The organism is Aeromonas sp. 603757, from assembly GCF_049171255.1.
Classification (GTDB): Bacteria; Pseudomonadota; Gammaproteobacteria; order Enterobacterales; family Aeromonadaceae; genus Aeromonas; species Aeromonas veronii_A.
The window spans coordinates 22,997-41,505 of record NZ_JAAKOE010000003.1; the positions used below are offsets into that span (position 1 = coordinate 22,997).

Below are 18,509 nucleotides of genomic sequence, written 5' to 3' on the forward strand. Positions count from 1 at the left end.
CTGCTTGTTGCGATACCGGCCTTTATTCTCTCCTGTTATTCACCTCTGTGCTCCGGTTTGGCTCGCACATAGAGGGTACGCTTGACCTGCGCCACCAGTTCGCCGCTCTTGTCCTGTACCGTGACCTCGAATTCGGGGAAGTGTTTGGTGCCACCTTCAGTCGCCGCCACGATTTCGGCCAACTTGCCCTCGGTCAGGTTGAACTCGGCCACCAGCTTGCCCTTGCCCGGCTTGATGTAGTTGATGCTGCCCGCCTTGTCCCAGACGTAATAGCGATTCTTGAAGTAGCCCATAAGCATCAGCGGATAGATGGGGTCCGTCATGGCAAACATGCTGCCGCCAAACTGAGTGCGGTTGGCGTTCTTGTTCCACCAGCGGGATTTCAGGGTCACCCGACAGTAGCGAAAGTCATCGCTCAGGGTCTCTATCTTGATACCGGCGCCCCAGAAGGGGGGCCAAGCGTTGAGTGCGCGGCGCACCCAGGCCGCATTGTCAAAAAGCCAATCCATGGATCTCATCCGACCAGAAATATGAAAGTTACATCTTATCAACATCTGCCATGCCAGCAAGTCGGACGACACGATTGATTATTTCAATCCAACCGGCCATTTATGGCTAAACCCCTTGAATTGCTGGGTTTATTTTTAGGGAGGCTACGACCTATAATGACAGGCCAAGCGAGTTCAAGGTTGCCATTCCTGCGGCAGTCCATCAGAATAACCCCACCTTCGAGAATGCGAATAAGTAGAATATGGCAGACAACAACCAAGCGTTAAAAAAGGCCGGGCTCAAGATCACCTTGCCCCGGGTCAAAATCCTGGAAATCCTGCAACAGCCGGACTGCCAGCACACCAGCGCCGAAGATCTCTATAAACGACTGATCGACCTGGGTGAAGAGATTGGTCTCGCTACCGTCTATCGCGTTCTCAACCAGTTTGATGATGCAGGTATCGTTACCCGTCACCACTTCGAAGGTGGCAAGTCGGTATTCGAGCTGGCCACTCAGGAGCACCACGACCACCTGGTTTGCCTCGACTGCGGCAAGGTGATCGAGTTCTCCGACGAAGTGATCGAACAGCGTCAGCGCGAGATCGCCAAGAAATTCAATATCCGTCTCACCAACCACAGCCTATACCTCTACGGTCATTGTGCTACCGGTGAGTGCAAGCACGACGAATAAGTCGGCCGCGACTTGCAGATAACGGACAATAAAAAAGCCAGCATCAGCTGGCTTTTTTATTGTCCGGCGCAGGCCGCTGGCAGCACACAGGGCAGGGTCTCCCCTGCCCCATCGGCTTAGCCTTCTACCTTGCCCCAGGAATCGCGCAGGGCAACGGTGCGGTTAAACACCAGATGCTCCGGGCTAGAGAGCTTGTTGTCGGCGCAGAAGTAACCTTCACGCTCGAACTGGTAAGCCTGCTCCGGCTTGGCGTTTTTGAGCGACGCCTCGACACGGGCACCCTCGATGATCACCAGGGATTCCGGGTTCAGCGCGGCTTCGAAGTCATCCTCGGCGCCCGGGTTCGGTACCTTGAACAGACGGTCGTAGAGACGCACTTCCGCTGGCAGGGAGTAAGTGGCGCTGACCCAGTGGATCACCCCTTTCACCTTGCGGCCATCGGCCGGATCCTTGCCCAGGGTCTCGGGATCGTAGGAGCAGTAGATGCAGGTGACTTTGCCATCGGCATCTTTCTCGATGCGCTCGGCCTTGATCACATAGGCATTGCGCAGACGCACCTCCTTGCCCAACACCAGACGCTTGAACTGCTTGTTCGCCTCTTCTTTGAAGTCCGCTTCGTCGATGAAGATTTCACGGGTAAAGTTCAGCTCGCGGGTACCCATCTCGGCATTGCTCGGGTGGGCCGGGGCAGTCAGCACTTCGTCGGCAGCCAGGTTCTCGATAACCACTTTCACCGGATGCAGCACGGCCATGGCGCGCGGTGCATGTTCGTTGAGGTCTTCACGGATACAGGCTTCCAGCATGCTCATCTCGACGATGTTGTCCTGCTTGGTGACGCCGATGCGCTTGCAGAACTCGCGGATGGAGGCCGGGGTGTAACCACGACGACGCAGACCGGAGACGGTCAGCATGCGCGGGTCATCCCAACCATCGACGTGCTTCTCGGTCACCAGCAGGTTCAGCTTGCGCTTGGACATGACGGTGTATTCGAGGTTCAGACGAGAGAACTCGTACTGACGGGGGTGGCAGTCGATGGTGATGTTGTCCAGCACCCAGTCGTACAGACGACGGTTGTCCTGGAACTCCAGGGTGCAGATGGAGTGGGTGATCCCTTCCAGTGCGTCCGAGATGCAGTGGGTGAAGTCATACATCGGGTAGATGCACCACTTGTCACCGGTCTGGTGGTGGTGGGCAAACTTGATACGGTAGATAACCGGATCACGCATCACCATAAAGGGGGATGCCATGTCGATCTTGGCGCGCAGGCAGGCGGTGCCTTCGGCGAACTCGCCGTTCTTCATCTTGGCAAACAGCGCCAGGTTCTCTTCCACGCTGCGATCGCGGAACGGGCTGTTCTTGCCAGCTTCAGTCAGGGTGCCACGGTACTCGCGCATCTGCTCGGGCGTTAGCTCGTCCACATAGGCCAGACCCTTTTCAATCAGCTCGATGGCGTAGCCGTGCAGCTTGTCGAAATAGTCGGAGGAGTAGCAGATCTCGCCGTTCCACTGGAAGCCGAGCCACTGTACGTCCTGCTTGATGGACTCTACGTACTCGATATCTTCCTTCACCGGGTTGGTGTCATCGAAACGCAGGTTGCACTGGCCCTGATAGTCGCGGGCGATGCCGAAGTTCAGGCAGATGGATTTGGCGTGGCCGATATGGAGATAACCGTTCGGCTCGGGCGGAAAACGGGTATGCACGCTGCTGTGCTTACCGCTGGCCAGATCTTCATCAATGATCTGACGAATAAAGTTAGTTGGGCTGTTCGCCTGACTCATGGCTCACCTCAAAAAAGCGTCACTGGCGGAAGTTGTGCCGGCTGGCACCCTCATCCCCCCGCCGTCAAGCCGGGTATGATCCCTTATTACGGGCGCTGTCTCAACCTGAATTTGGCACTTCCGGGCCATTTCCCGGCCATTGCGCCACTAAAAACGGCGTGGCTTGGCACATTGCGCACCAAATGCATAAAAAAGCCCCGCACAAGGCGGGGCTGAAAGTGATGAAAAACACAAAACAGACAATTACACACAACAAAGGCTCACACGCACAGTCAACCTTTCCCAAACCCGATACGCCATCGCCCTTGGGAAAGGCGGGTCTTGCGACCCACCTCATGTTAACGGTTGACTGCTATCAGTTCAGTTCGGTGACGCGGCTGGTACGCTTGCCATCGAAGCTGGTGGTACGCAGGTAGACCTTGCCATTCACGCTCGGCTTGGCCGCGGCGTCATAGGCACTCCAGTTGGTACCGTCCAGGCTGTACTGGATGGGCAGACCCGGCAGATCCACGTTCGCTTCCAGCACACCGTTCACTACCTTGGCACCCGGTACGGAGAGGCGGTATTCAACACCGGCCTGATCCAGTTTCGGCAGCACGCGCTGACCCAGTACGTTGGCAAACTGGTTCCACTCTTTGTTGAGGGTGGCCTTGTTGACGAACTTGGTCTCGCCGGAGAACTCACGACCCTTCACATAGTTCAGCTCGAAGCCACCTTTGTGCCAGGCACGCTCGGCCACGGAGAAGATACGCGGGTAGACCATGTACTCGTACTGAGCATCGGTACGCACGGTTTCACTCCACTGCTGACCGGAGATCCCCTTGAACTTGACCGGATCCTGGTCACCCTTGGCCACGAAGGCGTTGCCGTCGCGGTCAACCGAGGTCTCGGCGTTCTGCGGCAGGTTTTCCGGGGCGAAGGCGAATACCTTGCGAGTGTCGTTGAAACGGGTAGCCCAGTAGTAGCCACGCTCAGCCGGGTGTACTTCGTTCGGGAAGTCGAAGTAGAGGTAATCCGGGTTGGACAGCACCACTTGGTAACCCTTGTGCGCCCACTTCATCGCTTCGTTGAAGCCACCCCAGTAGAGGGTTTCCCAGAAGTTGACGCGGGTGTTGTCGGTGGCGAAGTCTTTGGCACCGCTGGCGTACTTCAGACCATCTTCCCACGCCTGCAGGGTGGAGAAGCCGCGGTCTTTGACCATCTGGCCCACTTCTTTGGCGAAGTAAACCGGCAGCTCGCCCACTTCCTTGATCTTGCCTTCGTCGATCATCTTCTGGCACATCGGAGACTTGCCAAACGGCTTGTCCTGCTTGCTGGAGTCGACGTTACCTTTCCAGGCGACCAGCTCTTCTTTCTTGGTGACGGCCGGATCCTGATAGCCACCGCCCTGCATGATGTTCTTCGCCTCATCACCACCGTAGTGCCATGCGGTCAGCGGCTGACCGGCGGCCTGGTGCATCTGGGCAACTTCATCCATTACCTTGGCCACGAAGGTGGCAGCACCTGGCTGGCAAGGGTTGATGAAGGACATCTTGTCGTAGAACTGGACGGAGGTGACGTTGGAGGTATCAGCCGGATCAGTCAGACGGAACTGGTTGGCTTCCGCTTCTTTGCCTTCCGCCATCAGACGCTTGTAGCGCGCTTCCATGGAGACCACGGCAGCACGGGCGTGGGCCGGCATGTTGATCTCGGGGATCACGGTCACACCGCGGGCCTTGGCATAACGCACCAGATCCACGTAGTCAGACTTGCTGTAGAAACCGGAACCCTGGTTGTCGCTGGTCGGGCCGGAACCCAGTTGCGGCATCAGGCACTTGGTTTCGGACTCGTCGTGGCAACGCTGGCTACCGACCTGGGTCAGCTCCGGCAGACCCGGGATCTCCAGACGCCAGCCTTCATCGTTGGTCAGGCCAAGGTGCAGCACGTTGAGCTTCATGGCAGACATCTGGTCAACCAGCTTCTTCATGGTATCCAGGCTGCGGAAGTGGCGGGCCACGTCGGTCTGCATGCCACGGTATTCAAAGCGCGGCGCATCCTCAACGGTCATCGGGCTCACCAGCTTGTCATCAACACCCAGCAGGGAGATCAGGGATTGTGCACCCCAGAATGCCCCGTCGATATCGCGACCCTGGATCACGGTGCCCTTCTGACCGATGGTCATGTCATAGCCTTCAGCCTGCTTGAGCTTGCTGCCGAGCTTGATGGTCACCGGGTAACCGGTGTCGGAGAGGGTAACACCCAGCTTGGTCAGTTGAGCCTTCAGGGCCTCGGCGCGATCGCTCGGCAAGTCCAGGGCATTGAGTTTGATGGTAGAGAAGTCAACCTGCGGGCCAGCTTTGACTACCTGCTTCATCGGGGTCGGCAGGATCTGGTTGTCAATCTTGCCAGCTGGTAGCAGGGTGCTGGTCTGGTTGGCCGCGAAGCGGGTCTCGCTGTTCATCAGGATGTTCTTGTCATCCTTGGTACGCTTCCAGCCATCAGCTGGCATCGGCTTCTCGTAGGTGCTGGCATCATTGATGTTGCTCATGCTGGCCAGTACTTTCGGCTCGGCACCTTCGCTGGCGACATACCAGTTCGGCATGATGTCAGATTCGAACAGTACCCAGTATTCCACCACCAGCGGCACTTCGACCGTGGCATCCTTGGCAAAGCCTTGGAACTTCTCGGTTGGCGTCAAACGATAGAGATCGCCGGTCAGGTGAGTGATGGTGAACTGGTCGTTATCCACACGCTGGATACGACGGATGGAGGAGACGTAGATGCTCCAGTCTTTGGAGGTGACGTCCGCACCGGTATTGGTCAGGTGCAGCTTGGCAACGCCACAGCTCGCCCACTCGGAACCGAGTGCCTGGCAATCGAGGCCGGCACCGGCACCGTCGTTGGTGACCACTTCATACTTGACCACCAGGTTGTTGGCGAGGGAGTCGACCACAGCCTGCTTGGCGGCATCGGCTGCCTGGACCTGGCTGACAAAAACGGTAGACATGGCAATGGCTAACAGAGAATGTTTCAAGTTCATAACTGCTGCTCTCATTTGAAGTAAAGGTTGGATTTTCTTGGCTTTTTTATATGGGGCCCCTGAGCGGGGCCCTTAGTTATGTCAACAATGGACTTAGACTTGAGGTGAGCGAGTCGCTCGATTAACGCAGGGCTTTCATCTCACCGGCGATGATTTCGGCCAATGGGCCCAGAATCACCTGCAGGTTTTGCTCACCGAGTTTGACCACACCGGCCGCACCCAGGGCTTTCAGCTTGCGCTCATCGACGATGCTGCGGTCTTTCAGAGTCAGACGCAGACGGGTGATGCAGGCATCGATGGAGACCAGGTTCTCTTGACCACCCAGCACTTCCAGGTATTGCTTGGCCAGCTCGGTACGGTTGGTAGATTGAGCGGCAGCCGGAGCAGTCTCTTCATCATCTTCACGACCCGGGGTTTTCAGGTTCAGCTTGGCGATCACTACGCGGAACACGGTGTAGTAGAGGCCGAAGAAGACCAGACCCTGAGGGATCAGCATGTACCAGTTGGTCGCCAGCGGGTTACGGCTGGAGAGCACCATATCCACCAGACCGGCACTGAAACCGAAACCGGCCATCCACTGCATGGAGGCAGCGATGAACACGGAGATACCGGTCAGTACGGCGTGGATGACATACAGTACCGGCGCCACGAACATGAAGGAGAACTCGAGCGGCTCGGTAACACCGGTGAAGAAGGAGGCAAAGGCAGCTGCGATCATGATGGAAGCAACTTTCTCTTTGTTCTCTTTCTTGGCGGAGTGATAGATGGCCAGAGCGGCACCCGGCAGACCGAACATCATGATGGGGAAGAAGCCAGCCTGGTACATACCAACCACGCCTTTCACCTGCTCCAGGCTCTTGCCAGCGGCCAGAGCGGCATCGATGGTAGCCTGACCACCCAGGAAGTTCGGGATGTCGTTGATACCGGCCACGTTGAACCAGAACACGGAGTTCAGGGCGTGGTGCAGACCGATCGGGATCAGCAGACGGTTGAAGAAGGCGTAGATACCGGCGCCGGTAGAGCCCAGGCTGACTATGGATTCACCGAAACCAACCAGACCACCGTAGATTGCCGGCCACACGGCCATCAGGATGAAAGATACGATGATCATCACCACGGAGGTCACAATCGGTACCAGACGACGACCGGAGAAGAAGGAGAGCGCCTTGTGCAGCTCGACGCTACTGAAGCGGTTGTACAGTTCAGCGGCGATGACACCACACAGGATACCCACGAACTGGTTGTTGATCTTGCCGAATGCGGCAGGAACCTGTTCCAGCGGGATGCTCTTGATCTGGGCCACGGCACCCGGGCTCAGCAGAGTGGTCACGACCAGGAAGCCAACCAGACCTGCCAGGGCAGCAGAACCGTCTTTATCCTTGGACATACCGTAGGCGACACCGACTGCGAACAGTACGGACATGTTGTCGATAATGGCGGCACCCGCCTTGATCAGGAAGGCAGCCAGCGCACTGTCACCACCCCAACCATTCGGGTCAATCCAGTAGCCAACCCCCATCAGGATCGCTGCGGCAGGCAATACCGCTACCGGCACCATCAAGGCACGGCCGATCTTTTGCAAATAACCGAGAATGTTCACGGTTCCTCTCCTTAGTTAATGTTTTTCTAGAAATTAAGTGCTTATCACGTTTGACGCATAAGCCATCAAGGCTTGATTGGCAGTCTAGGACTTTTATTTCGCTGCGCAAATTAATAAACCGATAATCGTGATCTTTATCACCCAAACAAGATAAAGGTGGTGGATAGATGTGGCTTAGTCCGCAATCTTTATTTACGCTATAAAACAACTAGAATCCGTATTAGCCCATTGCCACCAGCAAACCGGTCGCAACCCGAAACAGAGGTATCCATCATGCGCCTGATCCCGTTGAAATCTGCCAGCCAAGTAGGCCTCTGGTCTGCCCGTTACATCGTTGACCGTATCAATGCGTTCAAACCGACTGCAGATCGTCCCTTCGTGCTGGGCCTGCCCACCGGCGGCACGCCGCTCAATACCTACAAGCGCCTGATCGAGTTGCACAAAGCCGGTGAAGTGAGCTTCCAGAACGTGGTCACCTTCAACATGGACGAGTACGTCGGCCTGCCGGAAGATCACCCGGAGAGCTACCACAGCTTCATGCACAACAACTTCTTCAGTCACATCGACATTCGTCCCGAAAACATCAACATCCTCAACGGCAATGCCGAGGATCTGGTGGCCGAGTGCAAGCGCTACGAAGAGAAGATCAAGTCCTACGGCAAGATCCACCTGTTCATGGGTGGCGTGGGTAACGATGGTCACATCGCGTTCAACGAGCCGGCCTCTTCCCTCTCTTCCCGCACCCGGGTCAAGACCCTGACCGAAGACACCCGCATCGCCAACTCCCGCTTCTTCGGTGGCGACATGGAGCAGGTGCCCAAGCTGGCCCTGACCGTGGGTGTCGGCACCCTGATGGATGCGGAAGAGATCATGATCTTGGTCACCGGTCACGGCAAGGCACTGGCCCTGCAGGCCGCAGTGGAAGGCAGCGTCAACCACATGTGGACCATCTCTACCCTGCAACTGCATCCGAAGGGAGTGATGGTGTGCGACGAGCCCTCCACCATGGAGCTCAAGGTCAAGACCGTTCGCTACTTCCAGCAACTGGAAGCCGCCAACATCGGCCGTCTGTAAGGAGTCGTCATGTACGCATTGACCAACTGCACCCTCTACACCAGCAGCTGCGTGCTGACCGGTTACGGGGTGCTTATCGAGGGCGACAAGATTGTCGCCATCTCTCACCAGGCCGAACTGCCTGCGGGCATCGAGCAGATTGACCTCAAGGGCGCCAACCTGACCGCCGGTTTTATCGACGTGCAGCTCAACGGCTGTGGCGGGGTGATGTTCAACACCGACATCACGGTCGAGACCCTGGCAACCATGCAGGCGGCCAACCTCAAATCCGGTACCACCAGCTTCCTGCCGACCCTGATCACCAGTCCGGATGCCGACATGAAGCAGGCCGTTGCGGTGACCCGTGATTACATGGCTGCACACCCCAACGAGGTGCTGGGCGTCCATCTGGAAGGGCCTTACACCAACCTCAAGCGCAAGGGGATCCACCCTGCCGCGCAAATTCGTCAGCCAGCGGACGAGATGATCGACTTCTTCTGCGCCAACGCGGATGCCATCACCAAAATCACCCTGGCACCGGAACGCAACGAGCCGGCCCATATCCGCCGTCTGGTGGAAGCGGGCATTCTGGTCTCGGCCGGTCACACTGCCGCCAGTTACGATCAGGCCATGGCCGGGTTTGATAACGGTATTCGCTTTGCGACCCACCTCTACAACGCCATGACCCCGACCCTCAACGGTCGCGAGCCGGGCGTCGTAGGCGCCATCTACGATCGCAAGGATGTCTACGCGGGCATCATCGTCGATGGCCACCATGTGCACTGGGCCAACGTGCGTCTGGCTCACAAGGCGCTGGGGGAGCGACTGGTGCTGGTCACCGATGCCACCGCAGCAGCCGGAGCGCCGGAAGGCTTTGAGAAATTTGATTTTTGTGGCACCACCGTCTTTTTACGCGATGGTCAGTGTGTCGACGAGAATGGTACACTCGGCGGTTCCTCCCTCACCATGATTGAGGGGGTGGAAAATCTGGTCAAGCAGGTCGGATTACCGCTCGATGAAGCACTGAGAATGGCCAGCCTCTACCCCGCTCGCGCCATTGGATGGGACTCACGTCTCGGTAGTATCCAGGTCGGTAAAGTAGCCAACCTCACTGTCTTCGATCAGGACTTCACGGTCCGTGGGACCGTGGTTAACGGACACTACACACAACAGTGACATCATGACTGGCGGACAAATAGCAAACGTAGATCTTATCAAGCAGGTCAACAGTGCAGCCGTGTATCGGCTCATCGACTTGCAAGGCCCCATCTCCCGGGTCAAGATTGCCGAGTTGAGTCAGCTGGCCCCGGCCAGCGTGACCAAAATAACCCGGCAACTGATCGAGCATGGCCTGATTAAGGAGACCTCTCCGCAAGCCTCAACCGGCGGGCGGCGTGCCATCTCCCTGACCACCATCAAACATCGCTTTCAGTTTGTCTCTGCCAAGCTGGGCCGCGGCTACCTGCAACTGAGTCTCTATGACCTCGATGGCAAGGAGCTCGACCAGCACGTCATTCAGGTGACCGAGATCGATCAGCAACCCGTGGTCGACATGCTACTGCGGGAGATTGGCGCCTTCATCGATGCCAACAGCGAACGCTGTCGCAACCTCATCAGCATCGCGCTGACCATGCCGGGTCTGGTCAACCCGGAATCCGGTATGGTCATCTACACCCCCAAGTACCAGATCCGCAATCTGGGGCTGGCGAAGCTGCTTGAGAACCACTTCAACCTTCCCTGCTACGTGGGTAACGACACCCGTTCCCTCGCGCTGGCCGAACACTTCTTCGGTGAGTCCCGCGACTGCATGGACTCCATTCTGGTGAGTGTTCACCAGGGGACGGGCTCGGGGATCATCACCAAGGGTCAGGTGTTCCTCGGTCAGAACCGCAACGTCGGCGAGATCGGCCATATCCAGGTCGAACCGCTCGGCAAGCGCTGCCACTGCGGCAACTTCGGCTGCCTCGAGACCATCGCCTCCAACGAGGCCATTGTCGACAAGGTGAAGGAGCTTATCAGCCGCGGTCACCAGAGCGTGCTGCAAGAGAAGCACATCACCATTCAGGAGGTGTGCAAGGCGGCGCTGGCGGGCGATGAACTGGCCCGCAGCGTCATCGAGAACGTGGGTGAGCATCTGGGACGGGCGGTGGCGATTACGGTCAACCTGTTCAACCCGCAGAAGGTGCTGATCGCCGGAGAAATCACCGCCGCCGAAGAGCTCCTCTTCCCGGCCATTCGTCGCTGTGTCGAGCATCAATCCCTGCCGAGCTTCCACCGTGGCCTGCCCATCGTGAAGGCCCGCTTCCAGAACCAGCCGACCTATGGCGGCTTTGCGCTGGTCAAGCGCGCCCTGCTGGAGGGAGATCTGCTGCAGATCATCATGGAGCAGAAGTAAGACACTGATCTTGCGAGATAACAAAACGGCAGCCAGTGGCTGCCGTTTTCTATTGTGTGCTTGCTAGCGGTTTAGCCCGCCCGACATGGCTTGAACAGATCCAGCTTGTTGTCGTAAACACTCGTCTGCACATCCATGATCCCCAGCATGGAGTGAAAGAGGTTGTCATGGGAGAAGCGCTGACTGCTCGCCTCCGCCGCCAGGCAACCCATATCAAGCTGGCGATCGGCCTGTAACTGGGGCGAGAACCAGGTCAGCAGCGGCACCCGGGTCTGATCATCCGGCGCAAACTTGTAGGGCGTGCCGTGCAGATAGAGCCCCATAGCCCCAAGGGATTCGCCGTGATCGGAGAGATAGACCAGTCCCACATCGTACTGGCTCTCCAGCAACTTGAGCTTATCTATCAGCAGCCCCACCACCTTGTCGGTGTAGCGGATGGTGTTGTCATAGGTGTTGACCAGCTCTTCGTTGCTGCAGTTTTCGATGTCGCTGCGCGGGCAGTCGGGCACGAATACCCGATCAGTGGCAGGATAGCGGCGATAGTAGGTCGGGCCATGGCTACCCATCAGGTGAAAAGCCACCAGCTTGTTGCCCTTCATGCCGGCAATCTGCTGATCCAGCCCCTCCAGCAGCACCTCGTCATAGCAGGACTCCCCCTGACAGAGCGCAGGATAGGATTTGGGGAGGATCTCGATGGTCGGTACATTGCGGCACACCCCTTTGCAGCCGCCATCGTTCTCTTTCCACAGCACAGATACACCGGCATGTTGCAGCACATCGAGCAGGCCGTCACGGGAGCTGGCAAGCTGTTCATCGTAACCGCGGCGAGTGAGGTTGGAGAACATGCAGGGCACCGAGACCGCAGTGGCCGTACCGCAGGAACGCACATCTCTGAACGACACCACCCCCTGCTCTTTTGCCGTAAAGCTGTTGGTCGCCTTGCCATACCCGTTAAGGGAGTAGTTCTGGCTGCGCGCCGTCTCACCCACCACCAGGAACATCAAAGTCGGCTTGCTTCCCCGTGCCACCACCCTGGCATCTGTCCCCAAATACTGGTAAGGGATCGGCGTGGCAAACAGCACATCCCGCCCATACTTGTAGAGGCCGTGCACATAGTTGGCTGGCACAATCTCTTTGGCCAGCGACTTGTTGTTGCGCCCGACCGAGGCGTAATCCTGATAGTAAAGTGACGCGACGCCCCCGATAAACAGCAGAGAGATAGCCAGTGCACCCGTCCGCAACGCCAACCCCTGATACCAGCGAGCCGGATAGCGGATCCGCAGTGACCAGAGCACCATAACAGGCAGCAGCCCGGTCAGCAGAAACCAGAGCGCAACCGAACCATTCAAATAGGCCCCCGCCTCACCGCTGTTAGTCTCTACTATGTTCTGGATCATGCCGGCATCAAAGATGACGCCGTATTTGAGCATGGCGTAACTGACGATGGAGCCACTCAGGATCAGCACGGTAAAAAACGGCTTGAGCACAAACCGGAACGTGAAGGGAATAAACACTGTATTTAGCGCCGCAATCAGCACCAGCGGGATCGAAATGACAAATCCGGCTTTGACGTGACTCAGCTCACTGAGCGCCGTGTAAAAGTGCAACAGGATTGGCCAGTTGAGAACCAGCGCGAAAAAGAGAACAAGCAGCAGATTGGTCTGCAGTACACCGAGGGTTACACGCATAAACAACTCCTACATACCGGCCTGCAGTACAGGGGGCCGGTCAAGCCAACAAAAACGACGGGGCCAGCGTAGGAAGTAAAACTTAAGAGCAAATTAAGAGCCCTCTGATGCTAGTGCGCTTTATCACAGCGCGGGGGATCCCACTCCCCTTAATGGATTTTTAGTTGTCTATCCATCGGATTTTGCTAGCTTGTTGAGTAGGCATTCCAGAAATGCAGGTTAACCGATGGCACTGATCCAAGCCTCCATAGAACAGTTGCGGGTAGGCCACTATATCCATCTCCCCACCGGATGGACCAACCACCCGTTTATGTTCAATGCCTTCAAAATCAAAGATCAGCAGCAGCTGGATATCATCCGCCACCTTGATCTGAGCCTGATGATGGTGGATCCGGACAAGAGCGATCTGCCTATCGAGCCACTGTTGCGTGGCGATATCCCCGATGCCGGGCCTGATCTTGATGAACTGGAAGAGCTGATTGCCTCGGGCCCGCCCCCCTTTGACGAGAAAGCCTTTCGCCGCTCCATGCGCGCCGCCGACAAGGCCTTTGGCCAGTCCATGAGTGAGCTGCGCGATGCACTCGGGGCGCTCAACCTCAAACCGGATGAGGGGCTGGCCAATACCGCCCAGATCGTCCGCAATGCCGCCTTCACCCTCAGTCAGCATGAAGGGCCTCTCGGGCTCCACCTTATTCGCAGCCCCCACACCGATATCCTGCTGCAACACAGCCTCAATGTGGCTTTCATTGCCATGCTGATGGCACGCGAATTGGGGATGAATCCTATAGAACTGGAAGAGACGGGACTTGCGGGACTTATCCACGATATAGGTGAACTGAAGATCCCGAGCCAGATCACCCAAAAACGCGGGGATCTCAACAAGGCCGAGCAGAACTTCCTCAATATGCATCCCCAGTACGGATTTGACATGCTGACCCAGCTCAACGCCTTTGAGCCCAAAATTCGTCAGGTAGCCCATCTGCACCACGAACGGCTCGACGGTAGCGGTTATCCGCTGGGGATCAAGGGGGGGGAGATCCCGCCGCTGGCGCGGTTGATCGGGCTGGTCGACTTCTACGATGAGCTGCTCCATCCCCGCAACAGCGGCAACCCGGCCGCGCCGAGTCAGGCCATCAGCCAGCTCTACAAGTTATCCCAGAAGAAGTTCGACCAGAATCTGGTCAAGTTGCTGGTCAAAGTACTGGGGGTCTATCCGCCGGGATCACTGGTGAAACTCTCGGACGAGAGCATCGCGCTGGTGCTCTCTACCGAACCCACCATGCCCCTCAAGCCGAAGATCCTGCCCTATATCAAGGCCCAGCGGCCAGAAGCCGTCGCCATGATCGATCTGCGGGAAGATGAACGCACCATCACTGCTTTTATCAAACAGGAAGAGCTGGATGAGGGACAACGGCAGTTCTTCAACCTGACCCGCCGCTTCTGCTACTACTTTGCATTCTGAGTTATCCCCAGAAGCTGGGGATAACTCATTGGACAAACCGGAATAATTGCTCAAACCCCCATCAGAAGGTTGCCAACTGACCATGTATAAAAAACGCCCAGCCAAGGGGCCGGGCGGAGCATGCCACCTCCGTGTGGCGTATCCAGCGGATACATTCATGCTCCATCCATCAATATCAACCCGCTGCCGCTTACACAAATATCAATTTAACATGCTGATTTAATATGGTTTTATCCACTTGTTCTGGCAAACTGACGGCCCGTTGCGCCCAGTTGGGCCAACAGAACAAGATCCTAATCACACTTATTCACGGGCTGGCTATTTTTTCAGCTGGCTTATGAGGAGCGTTTTTTATGCAGTTGGTCCTCTCCTTGCTGCAACAGATGAGCGTCAGCCTGGTGATCGCCTATCTCTTCTCGAAAAGCCCGCTGCTGCGCCCGCTTGCCAACTATTCAGTGAGACTACCTCACAAGATACTGATATACATCATCTTTTCTAGCTTTTGTATCCTCGGCACCTATGTAGGCCTCGATATCGACGATGCCATCGCCAACACCCGGGCGGTAGGCGCCGTCTTGGGGGGATTATTGGGGGGACCGCTGGTGGGCTTTCTGGTGGGGCTGACCGGCGGTCTGCACCGCTATACGCTGGGGGGATTTACCGATCTCGCCTGCGCCATCTCCACCACCTGCGAGGGGTTGCTCGGGGGCATGGTGCACTGGCGCCTGATGCGCTCGGGACGAACGGATGCCCTGTTTGAACCGCGCATCGCCTTTTTTACCACCCTCTACGCCGAGATCATGCAGATGGTCATCATCCTGCTGGTGGCGACCCCGTTCGACAAATCCCTGCTGCTGGTGCGCACCATCGCCACCCCGATGATTCTGGCCAACTCCTGCGGCGCGGCGCTCTTTATCAGCATGATCCGCGACCAGCAGCGGATGTATGAGAAGTTCTCCCGGGTCTTCTCCGCCAAGGCGCTCAATATCGCCAACCGCACAGTGGGGATCATGAGTCAGGGCTTTACCCCGGAGGCGAGCAACAAGATTGCCCGCATCATTCAGGAGGAGACAGGCGTGGGGGCGGTCGCCATCACGGACACCGAGCAGATCCTCGCCTTTATCGGCACCGGCGAAGATCACCATCTGCCGGGTACCCCCATCGCGTCAGCCATCACCATGCAGGCCATCGCCCAGAACAAGGTGCTGTTTGCCGATGGCAACAGCCAGCCCTATCGCTGCAGCCTCTCCTCCGCATGCCAGCTGGGTTCGGTGCTGGTGATCCCGCTGCAGGGGGGCAAAGGAGTGATCGGCACCATCAAGCTCTACGAGCCGAAGAAGCGGCTGTTTCTCAAGATCAACCACACCCTGGGGGAAGGGATTGCCAACCTGCTGTCACAGCAGTTGCTGGCCGGTCGGCTGGAGCAGCATCAGCGGCTGCTGGTGCAGTCCGAGTTGAAACTTATCCAGGCCCAGATCAACCCCCACTTTCTGTTCAACACCCTCAACACCATCAGTGCCATCACCCGGCGCGATCCGGACAAGGCGCGGGATCTGCTGCTGCATCTTTCGCTCTTTTTTCGCAAGAACCTCAAGCGCCAGAGCGGCCTTGCGACCCTGCAGGAAGAGCAGGAGCACTGCCAATCCTATCTGGAGATCGAGCTGGCCCGCTTTGGCGATCGGCTGACGGTGATAAACGAGATCCCGCCCCACGTGGCCACACTGCGACTGCCCAGCTTCACCCTGCAACCGCTGATCGAGAATGCCATCAAGCACGGCATCTCGACCCTGCTGGAGCAAGGGCGCATTCGCCTTTATACCGATGAGCATCCCACCAGTGTCACCATCCATGTGGAAGATAATGCAGGCACCTGGCAAGCGCACCCCGCTGGCGACGGCCTGGGCATGACCATTGTCGATCGGCGACTGAAAAGCGCCTTTGGCGAGCGCTATGGCGTGACTATTGCCTGCGAGCCGGAACAGTGGACCCGGGTCTCGTTCACCATCCCCAAGGAGCAACCATGATCCGCACCCTGATAGTCGATGACGAACACTATGCCCGCGAAGAGCTGAGGCAGCAGCTGGCCTGCGATCCTGCCATCGAGATCGTGGGGGAAGCGGCCAACGCCATCGAGGCGCTGCCGCTTATTCAGCGCCTCAAGCCCGATGTGGTGTTCCTCGATATCCAGATGCCCAAGCTGAGCGGCATGGAGCTGGTCGCCATGCTCGACCCCCTGCCCCGCATCGTCTTTGTCACCGCTTTTGACGAATATGCCATTCAGGCCTTTGAAGAGAACGCCTTCGACTACCTGCTCAAACCGGTGGAGCCCGCTCGGCTCGCCAAGACCCTCGCTCGCCTCAAGCAGGATATCTCCCCGCAGCCCATCGAGCGGCTGGCCCCGACTATCGAACATATTCCGGGCTATCTGCACAATCGGGTCAGGCTGCTGCCCATCGCGCAGGTGGAGTATGCCTTCTCCGATCTGGGCGGGGTCCATGTGGCCTGTCAGGGCGAGCTGTTCCACACCCAGCTCACCCTCAAATCGCTGGAAGAAAAGAGCCCGCTGCTGCGCTGCCACCGCCAGTATCTGGTCTCCCCCAACGCCATCTTCGAGATCCGGCTGCTGGATAACCAGCTGGCAGAGATTGTCACCCCGAGCGGCGCCCGGGTGCCGGTCAGTCGTCGCTATCTCAAGGAGCTCAAAGATCAGCTGGGGCTGGACTGAGCCACGGAGTGTGCGCCTGATCACAGCCGCCGACCGCTCGGCGCGCCAAAGCGCCGCTCGGGGAGTTTCACCTGCCAGACAGGCGCAACCGTTTTAGACTCGCTCTGCACACTAAAAAATAACAATGCAGGAGCGTAGCAATGATCTGGTTCTTCCTCTGTGTCGGCTTACTTGTGGCCGGCTACTTCATATACGGCAAATTCATCGAACGGATATTCAGCCCGAAACCCGAGCTGAAAACCCCCGCCATCACCATGGCTGACGGGGTGGACTATGTCCCGATGTCGGACAAGAAAGTCTATCTGGTTCAACTGCTCAACATCGCAGGTGTCGGCCCTATCTTCGGCCCCATCCTGGGTGCCCTCTACGGCCCGGTCGCCATGCTGTGGATCGTCTTTGGCTGCATCTTCGCCGGTGCAGTACATGACTACTTCTCCGGCATGCTATCGGTACGCGCCAAGGGGGCCTCGGTGCCAACCGTGGTCGGTGAGCATCTTGGCACCGCCGCCAAGCACTTCATGAACCTGTTTGCCGTGGTGCTGCTGATGCTGGTGGGCGTGGTATTCGTGCTGAGCCCGGCAGGGCTGCTCGCCAACCTCACCTCCACCGATCTGGTCTACTGGATCGTGGCAATCTTTGCCTACTACATCCTCGCGACCATAGTCCCCATCGACAAGATCATCGGCCGCTTCTACCCCATCTTCGGCGCCCTGCTGGTCTTCATGTCGGTCGGCCTCATCGTTGGCCTGATCGCCTCCGGCAAAGGCTTCTACAACACCGGGATGGACTTCTCCAACCTGCACCCGACCGAACTGCCGCTCTGGCCGCTGCTCTTCATCACCATCGCCTGTGGCGCGGTATCCGGCTTCCACGCCACCCAGTCACCGCTGATGGCGCGCTGCATGCAGAACGAAAAATCCGGCCGCTTCATCTTCTACGGTGCAATGATCGGTGAAGGGATCATCGCCCTTATCTGGTGCACCCTGGGTCTCTCCTTCTACGACAGCACCGAAGCACTCAACGCCACCATGGCCAACGGCGGCCCGGCAGCCGTGGTACACGAAGTATCCACCAGCCTGCTCGGCACCGTGGGCGGTATTCTGGCCATCCTCGGCGTGGTGATCCTGCCCATCACCTCCGGTGACACCGCGTTTCGCAGTGCTCGCCTGATCGTGGCGGACTTCCTGAAGATGACCCAGAAGCCGCTGGCCAAGCGTCTGCTGATCGCCATCCCCATGTTTATCCTTGGCTTCATCATCTCCAAGGCTGAATTCGGGGTGATCTGGCGCTACTTTGGCTGGGCCAACCAGACCACCGCTGTCATCATGCTGTGGGCTGCGGCTGCCTACCTCATCAAAGAGGGCAAGCTGCACTGGGTCTGCACCATTCCCGCCATGTTCATGACTGCTGTCGTGATCACCTATCTGGCCAACGCCCCCATCGGGTTCGGGCTGGAGATGGGAACCTCCACCATCATCGGCCTGACGGCAACGGCGGCCATTACCGTGGCCTTCCTGATGAAGTTCCGCCAGCCCTTGGTCAGCAGTACCAGCGAAGGGTAAAACAGCAAAAAATTGCTGCGAAAGCAGCACAAAAAAGGCGCCTGATG

The 18,509-nt window shown here is 57.7% G+C and carries 13 protein-coding genes; 8 read left to right on the forward strand and 5 right to left on the reverse strand.

The window, feature by feature from the left end; genetic code table 11:
- Window positions 1–35: 35 nt before the first annotated feature.
- Entirely contained in the window at window positions 36–509 is a 474-nt protein-coding gene (locus G5332_RS03760) for a DUF4442 domain-containing protein (protein WP_227340874.1), read from the reverse strand.
- Window positions 510–751: 242 nt separating this feature from the next.
- Here G5332_RS03760 and fur point away from each other — a divergent pair, with 242 nt between their 5' ends.
- The gene (gene fur, locus G5332_RS03765; RefSeq protein ID WP_005334301.1) at window positions 752–1,180 is read left to right on the forward strand and encodes a ferric iron uptake transcriptional regulator; all 429 of its coding nucleotides are present in this window, start codon (window positions 752–754) and stop codon (window positions 1,178–1,180) included.
- A 116-nt stretch (window positions 1,181–1,296) separates the two neighbouring features.
- Here fur and glnS read toward each other — a convergent pair whose 3' ends face one another.
- From glnS to nagE, 3 genes are all read right to left on the reverse strand, one after another.
- Entirely contained in the window at window positions 1,297–2,958 is a 1,662-nt protein-coding gene (gene glnS, locus G5332_RS03770) for a glutamine--tRNA ligase (RefSeq protein WP_216977397.1), read from the reverse strand.
- A gap of 355 nt (window positions 2,959–3,313) precedes the next feature.
- Window positions 3,314–5,977, reverse strand: coding sequence for a beta-N-acetylhexosaminidase (locus G5332_RS03775; protein ID WP_005334304.1), 2,664 nt, complete (start codon window positions 5,975–5,977; stop codon window positions 3,314–3,316).
- Between the two features lie 121 nt (window positions 5,978–6,098).
- Window positions 6,099–7,577: an N-acetylglucosamine-specific PTS transporter subunit IIBC gene (gene nagE, locus G5332_RS03780; RefSeq protein ID WP_421171964.1), complete on the reverse strand. Its 1,479-nt coding sequence runs from the start codon at window positions 7,575–7,577 to the stop codon at window positions 6,099–6,101.
- Window positions 7,578–7,850: 273 nt separating this feature from the next.
- Between nagE and nagB the strand changes: the two genes are divergently transcribed.
- From nagB to nagC, 3 genes are read left to right on the forward strand one after another with little or no spacing between them, the layout of a single operon-like run.
- Entirely contained in the window at window positions 7,851–8,651 is an 801-nt protein-coding gene (nagB, locus tag G5332_RS03785; protein WP_421259182.1) for a glucosamine-6-phosphate deaminase, read from the forward strand.
- A 9-nt stretch (window positions 8,652–8,660) separates the two neighbouring features.
- Window positions 8,661–9,806, forward strand: coding sequence for an N-acetylglucosamine-6-phosphate deacetylase (gene nagA / locus G5332_RS03790; RefSeq protein ID WP_216954161.1), 1,146 nt, complete (start codon window positions 8,661–8,663; stop codon window positions 9,804–9,806).
- Between the two features lie 4 nt (window positions 9,807–9,810).
- Window positions 9,811–11,025, forward strand: a complete 1,215-nt coding sequence (gene nagC / locus G5332_RS03795; protein ID WP_216954163.1) for a DNA-binding transcriptional regulator NagC — start codon at window positions 9,811–9,813, stop codon at window positions 11,023–11,025.
- A gap of 71 nt (window positions 11,026–11,096) precedes the next feature.
- On the opposite strand, the gene G5332_RS03800 is transcribed toward nagC, so the two are convergent.
- Window positions 11,097–12,713, reverse strand: a complete 1,617-nt coding sequence (locus G5332_RS03800) for a phosphoethanolamine transferase (protein ID WP_421252182.1) — start codon at window positions 12,711–12,713, stop codon at window positions 11,097–11,099.
- A gap of 226 nt (window positions 12,714–12,939) precedes the next feature.
- Between G5332_RS03800 and G5332_RS03805 the strand changes: the two genes are divergently transcribed.
- From G5332_RS03805 to G5332_RS03820, 4 genes are all read left to right on the forward strand, one after another.
- Window positions 12,940–14,175 carry an HD-GYP domain-containing protein gene (locus tag G5332_RS03805; protein ID WP_421171966.1) on the forward strand — a complete coding sequence of 412 codons (1,236 nt, stop codon included), beginning with the start codon at window positions 12,940–12,942 and terminating at the stop codon, window positions 14,173–14,175.
- Window positions 14,176–14,528: 353 nt separating this feature from the next.
- Window positions 14,529–16,199, forward strand: coding sequence for a LytS/YhcK type 5TM receptor domain-containing protein (locus G5332_RS03810; RefSeq protein WP_421311124.1), 1,671 nt, complete (start codon window positions 14,529–14,531; stop codon window positions 16,197–16,199).
- Complete coding sequence (gene btsR, locus G5332_RS03815; RefSeq protein ID WP_005350523.1) at window positions 16,196–16,900, forward strand: two-component system response regulator BtsR; 705 nt, start codon at window positions 16,196–16,198, stop codon at window positions 16,898–16,900. Before G5332_RS03810 ends, btsR begins: the two co-directional genes overlap by 4 nt.
- A 140-nt stretch (window positions 16,901–17,040) precedes the next feature.
- A complete protein-coding gene (locus tag G5332_RS03820) occupies window positions 17,041–18,462 on the forward strand; it encodes a carbon starvation protein A (protein WP_216954174.1) in 1,422 nt (473 codons plus the stop codon).
- Window positions 18,463–18,509: the final 47 nt, after the last annotated feature.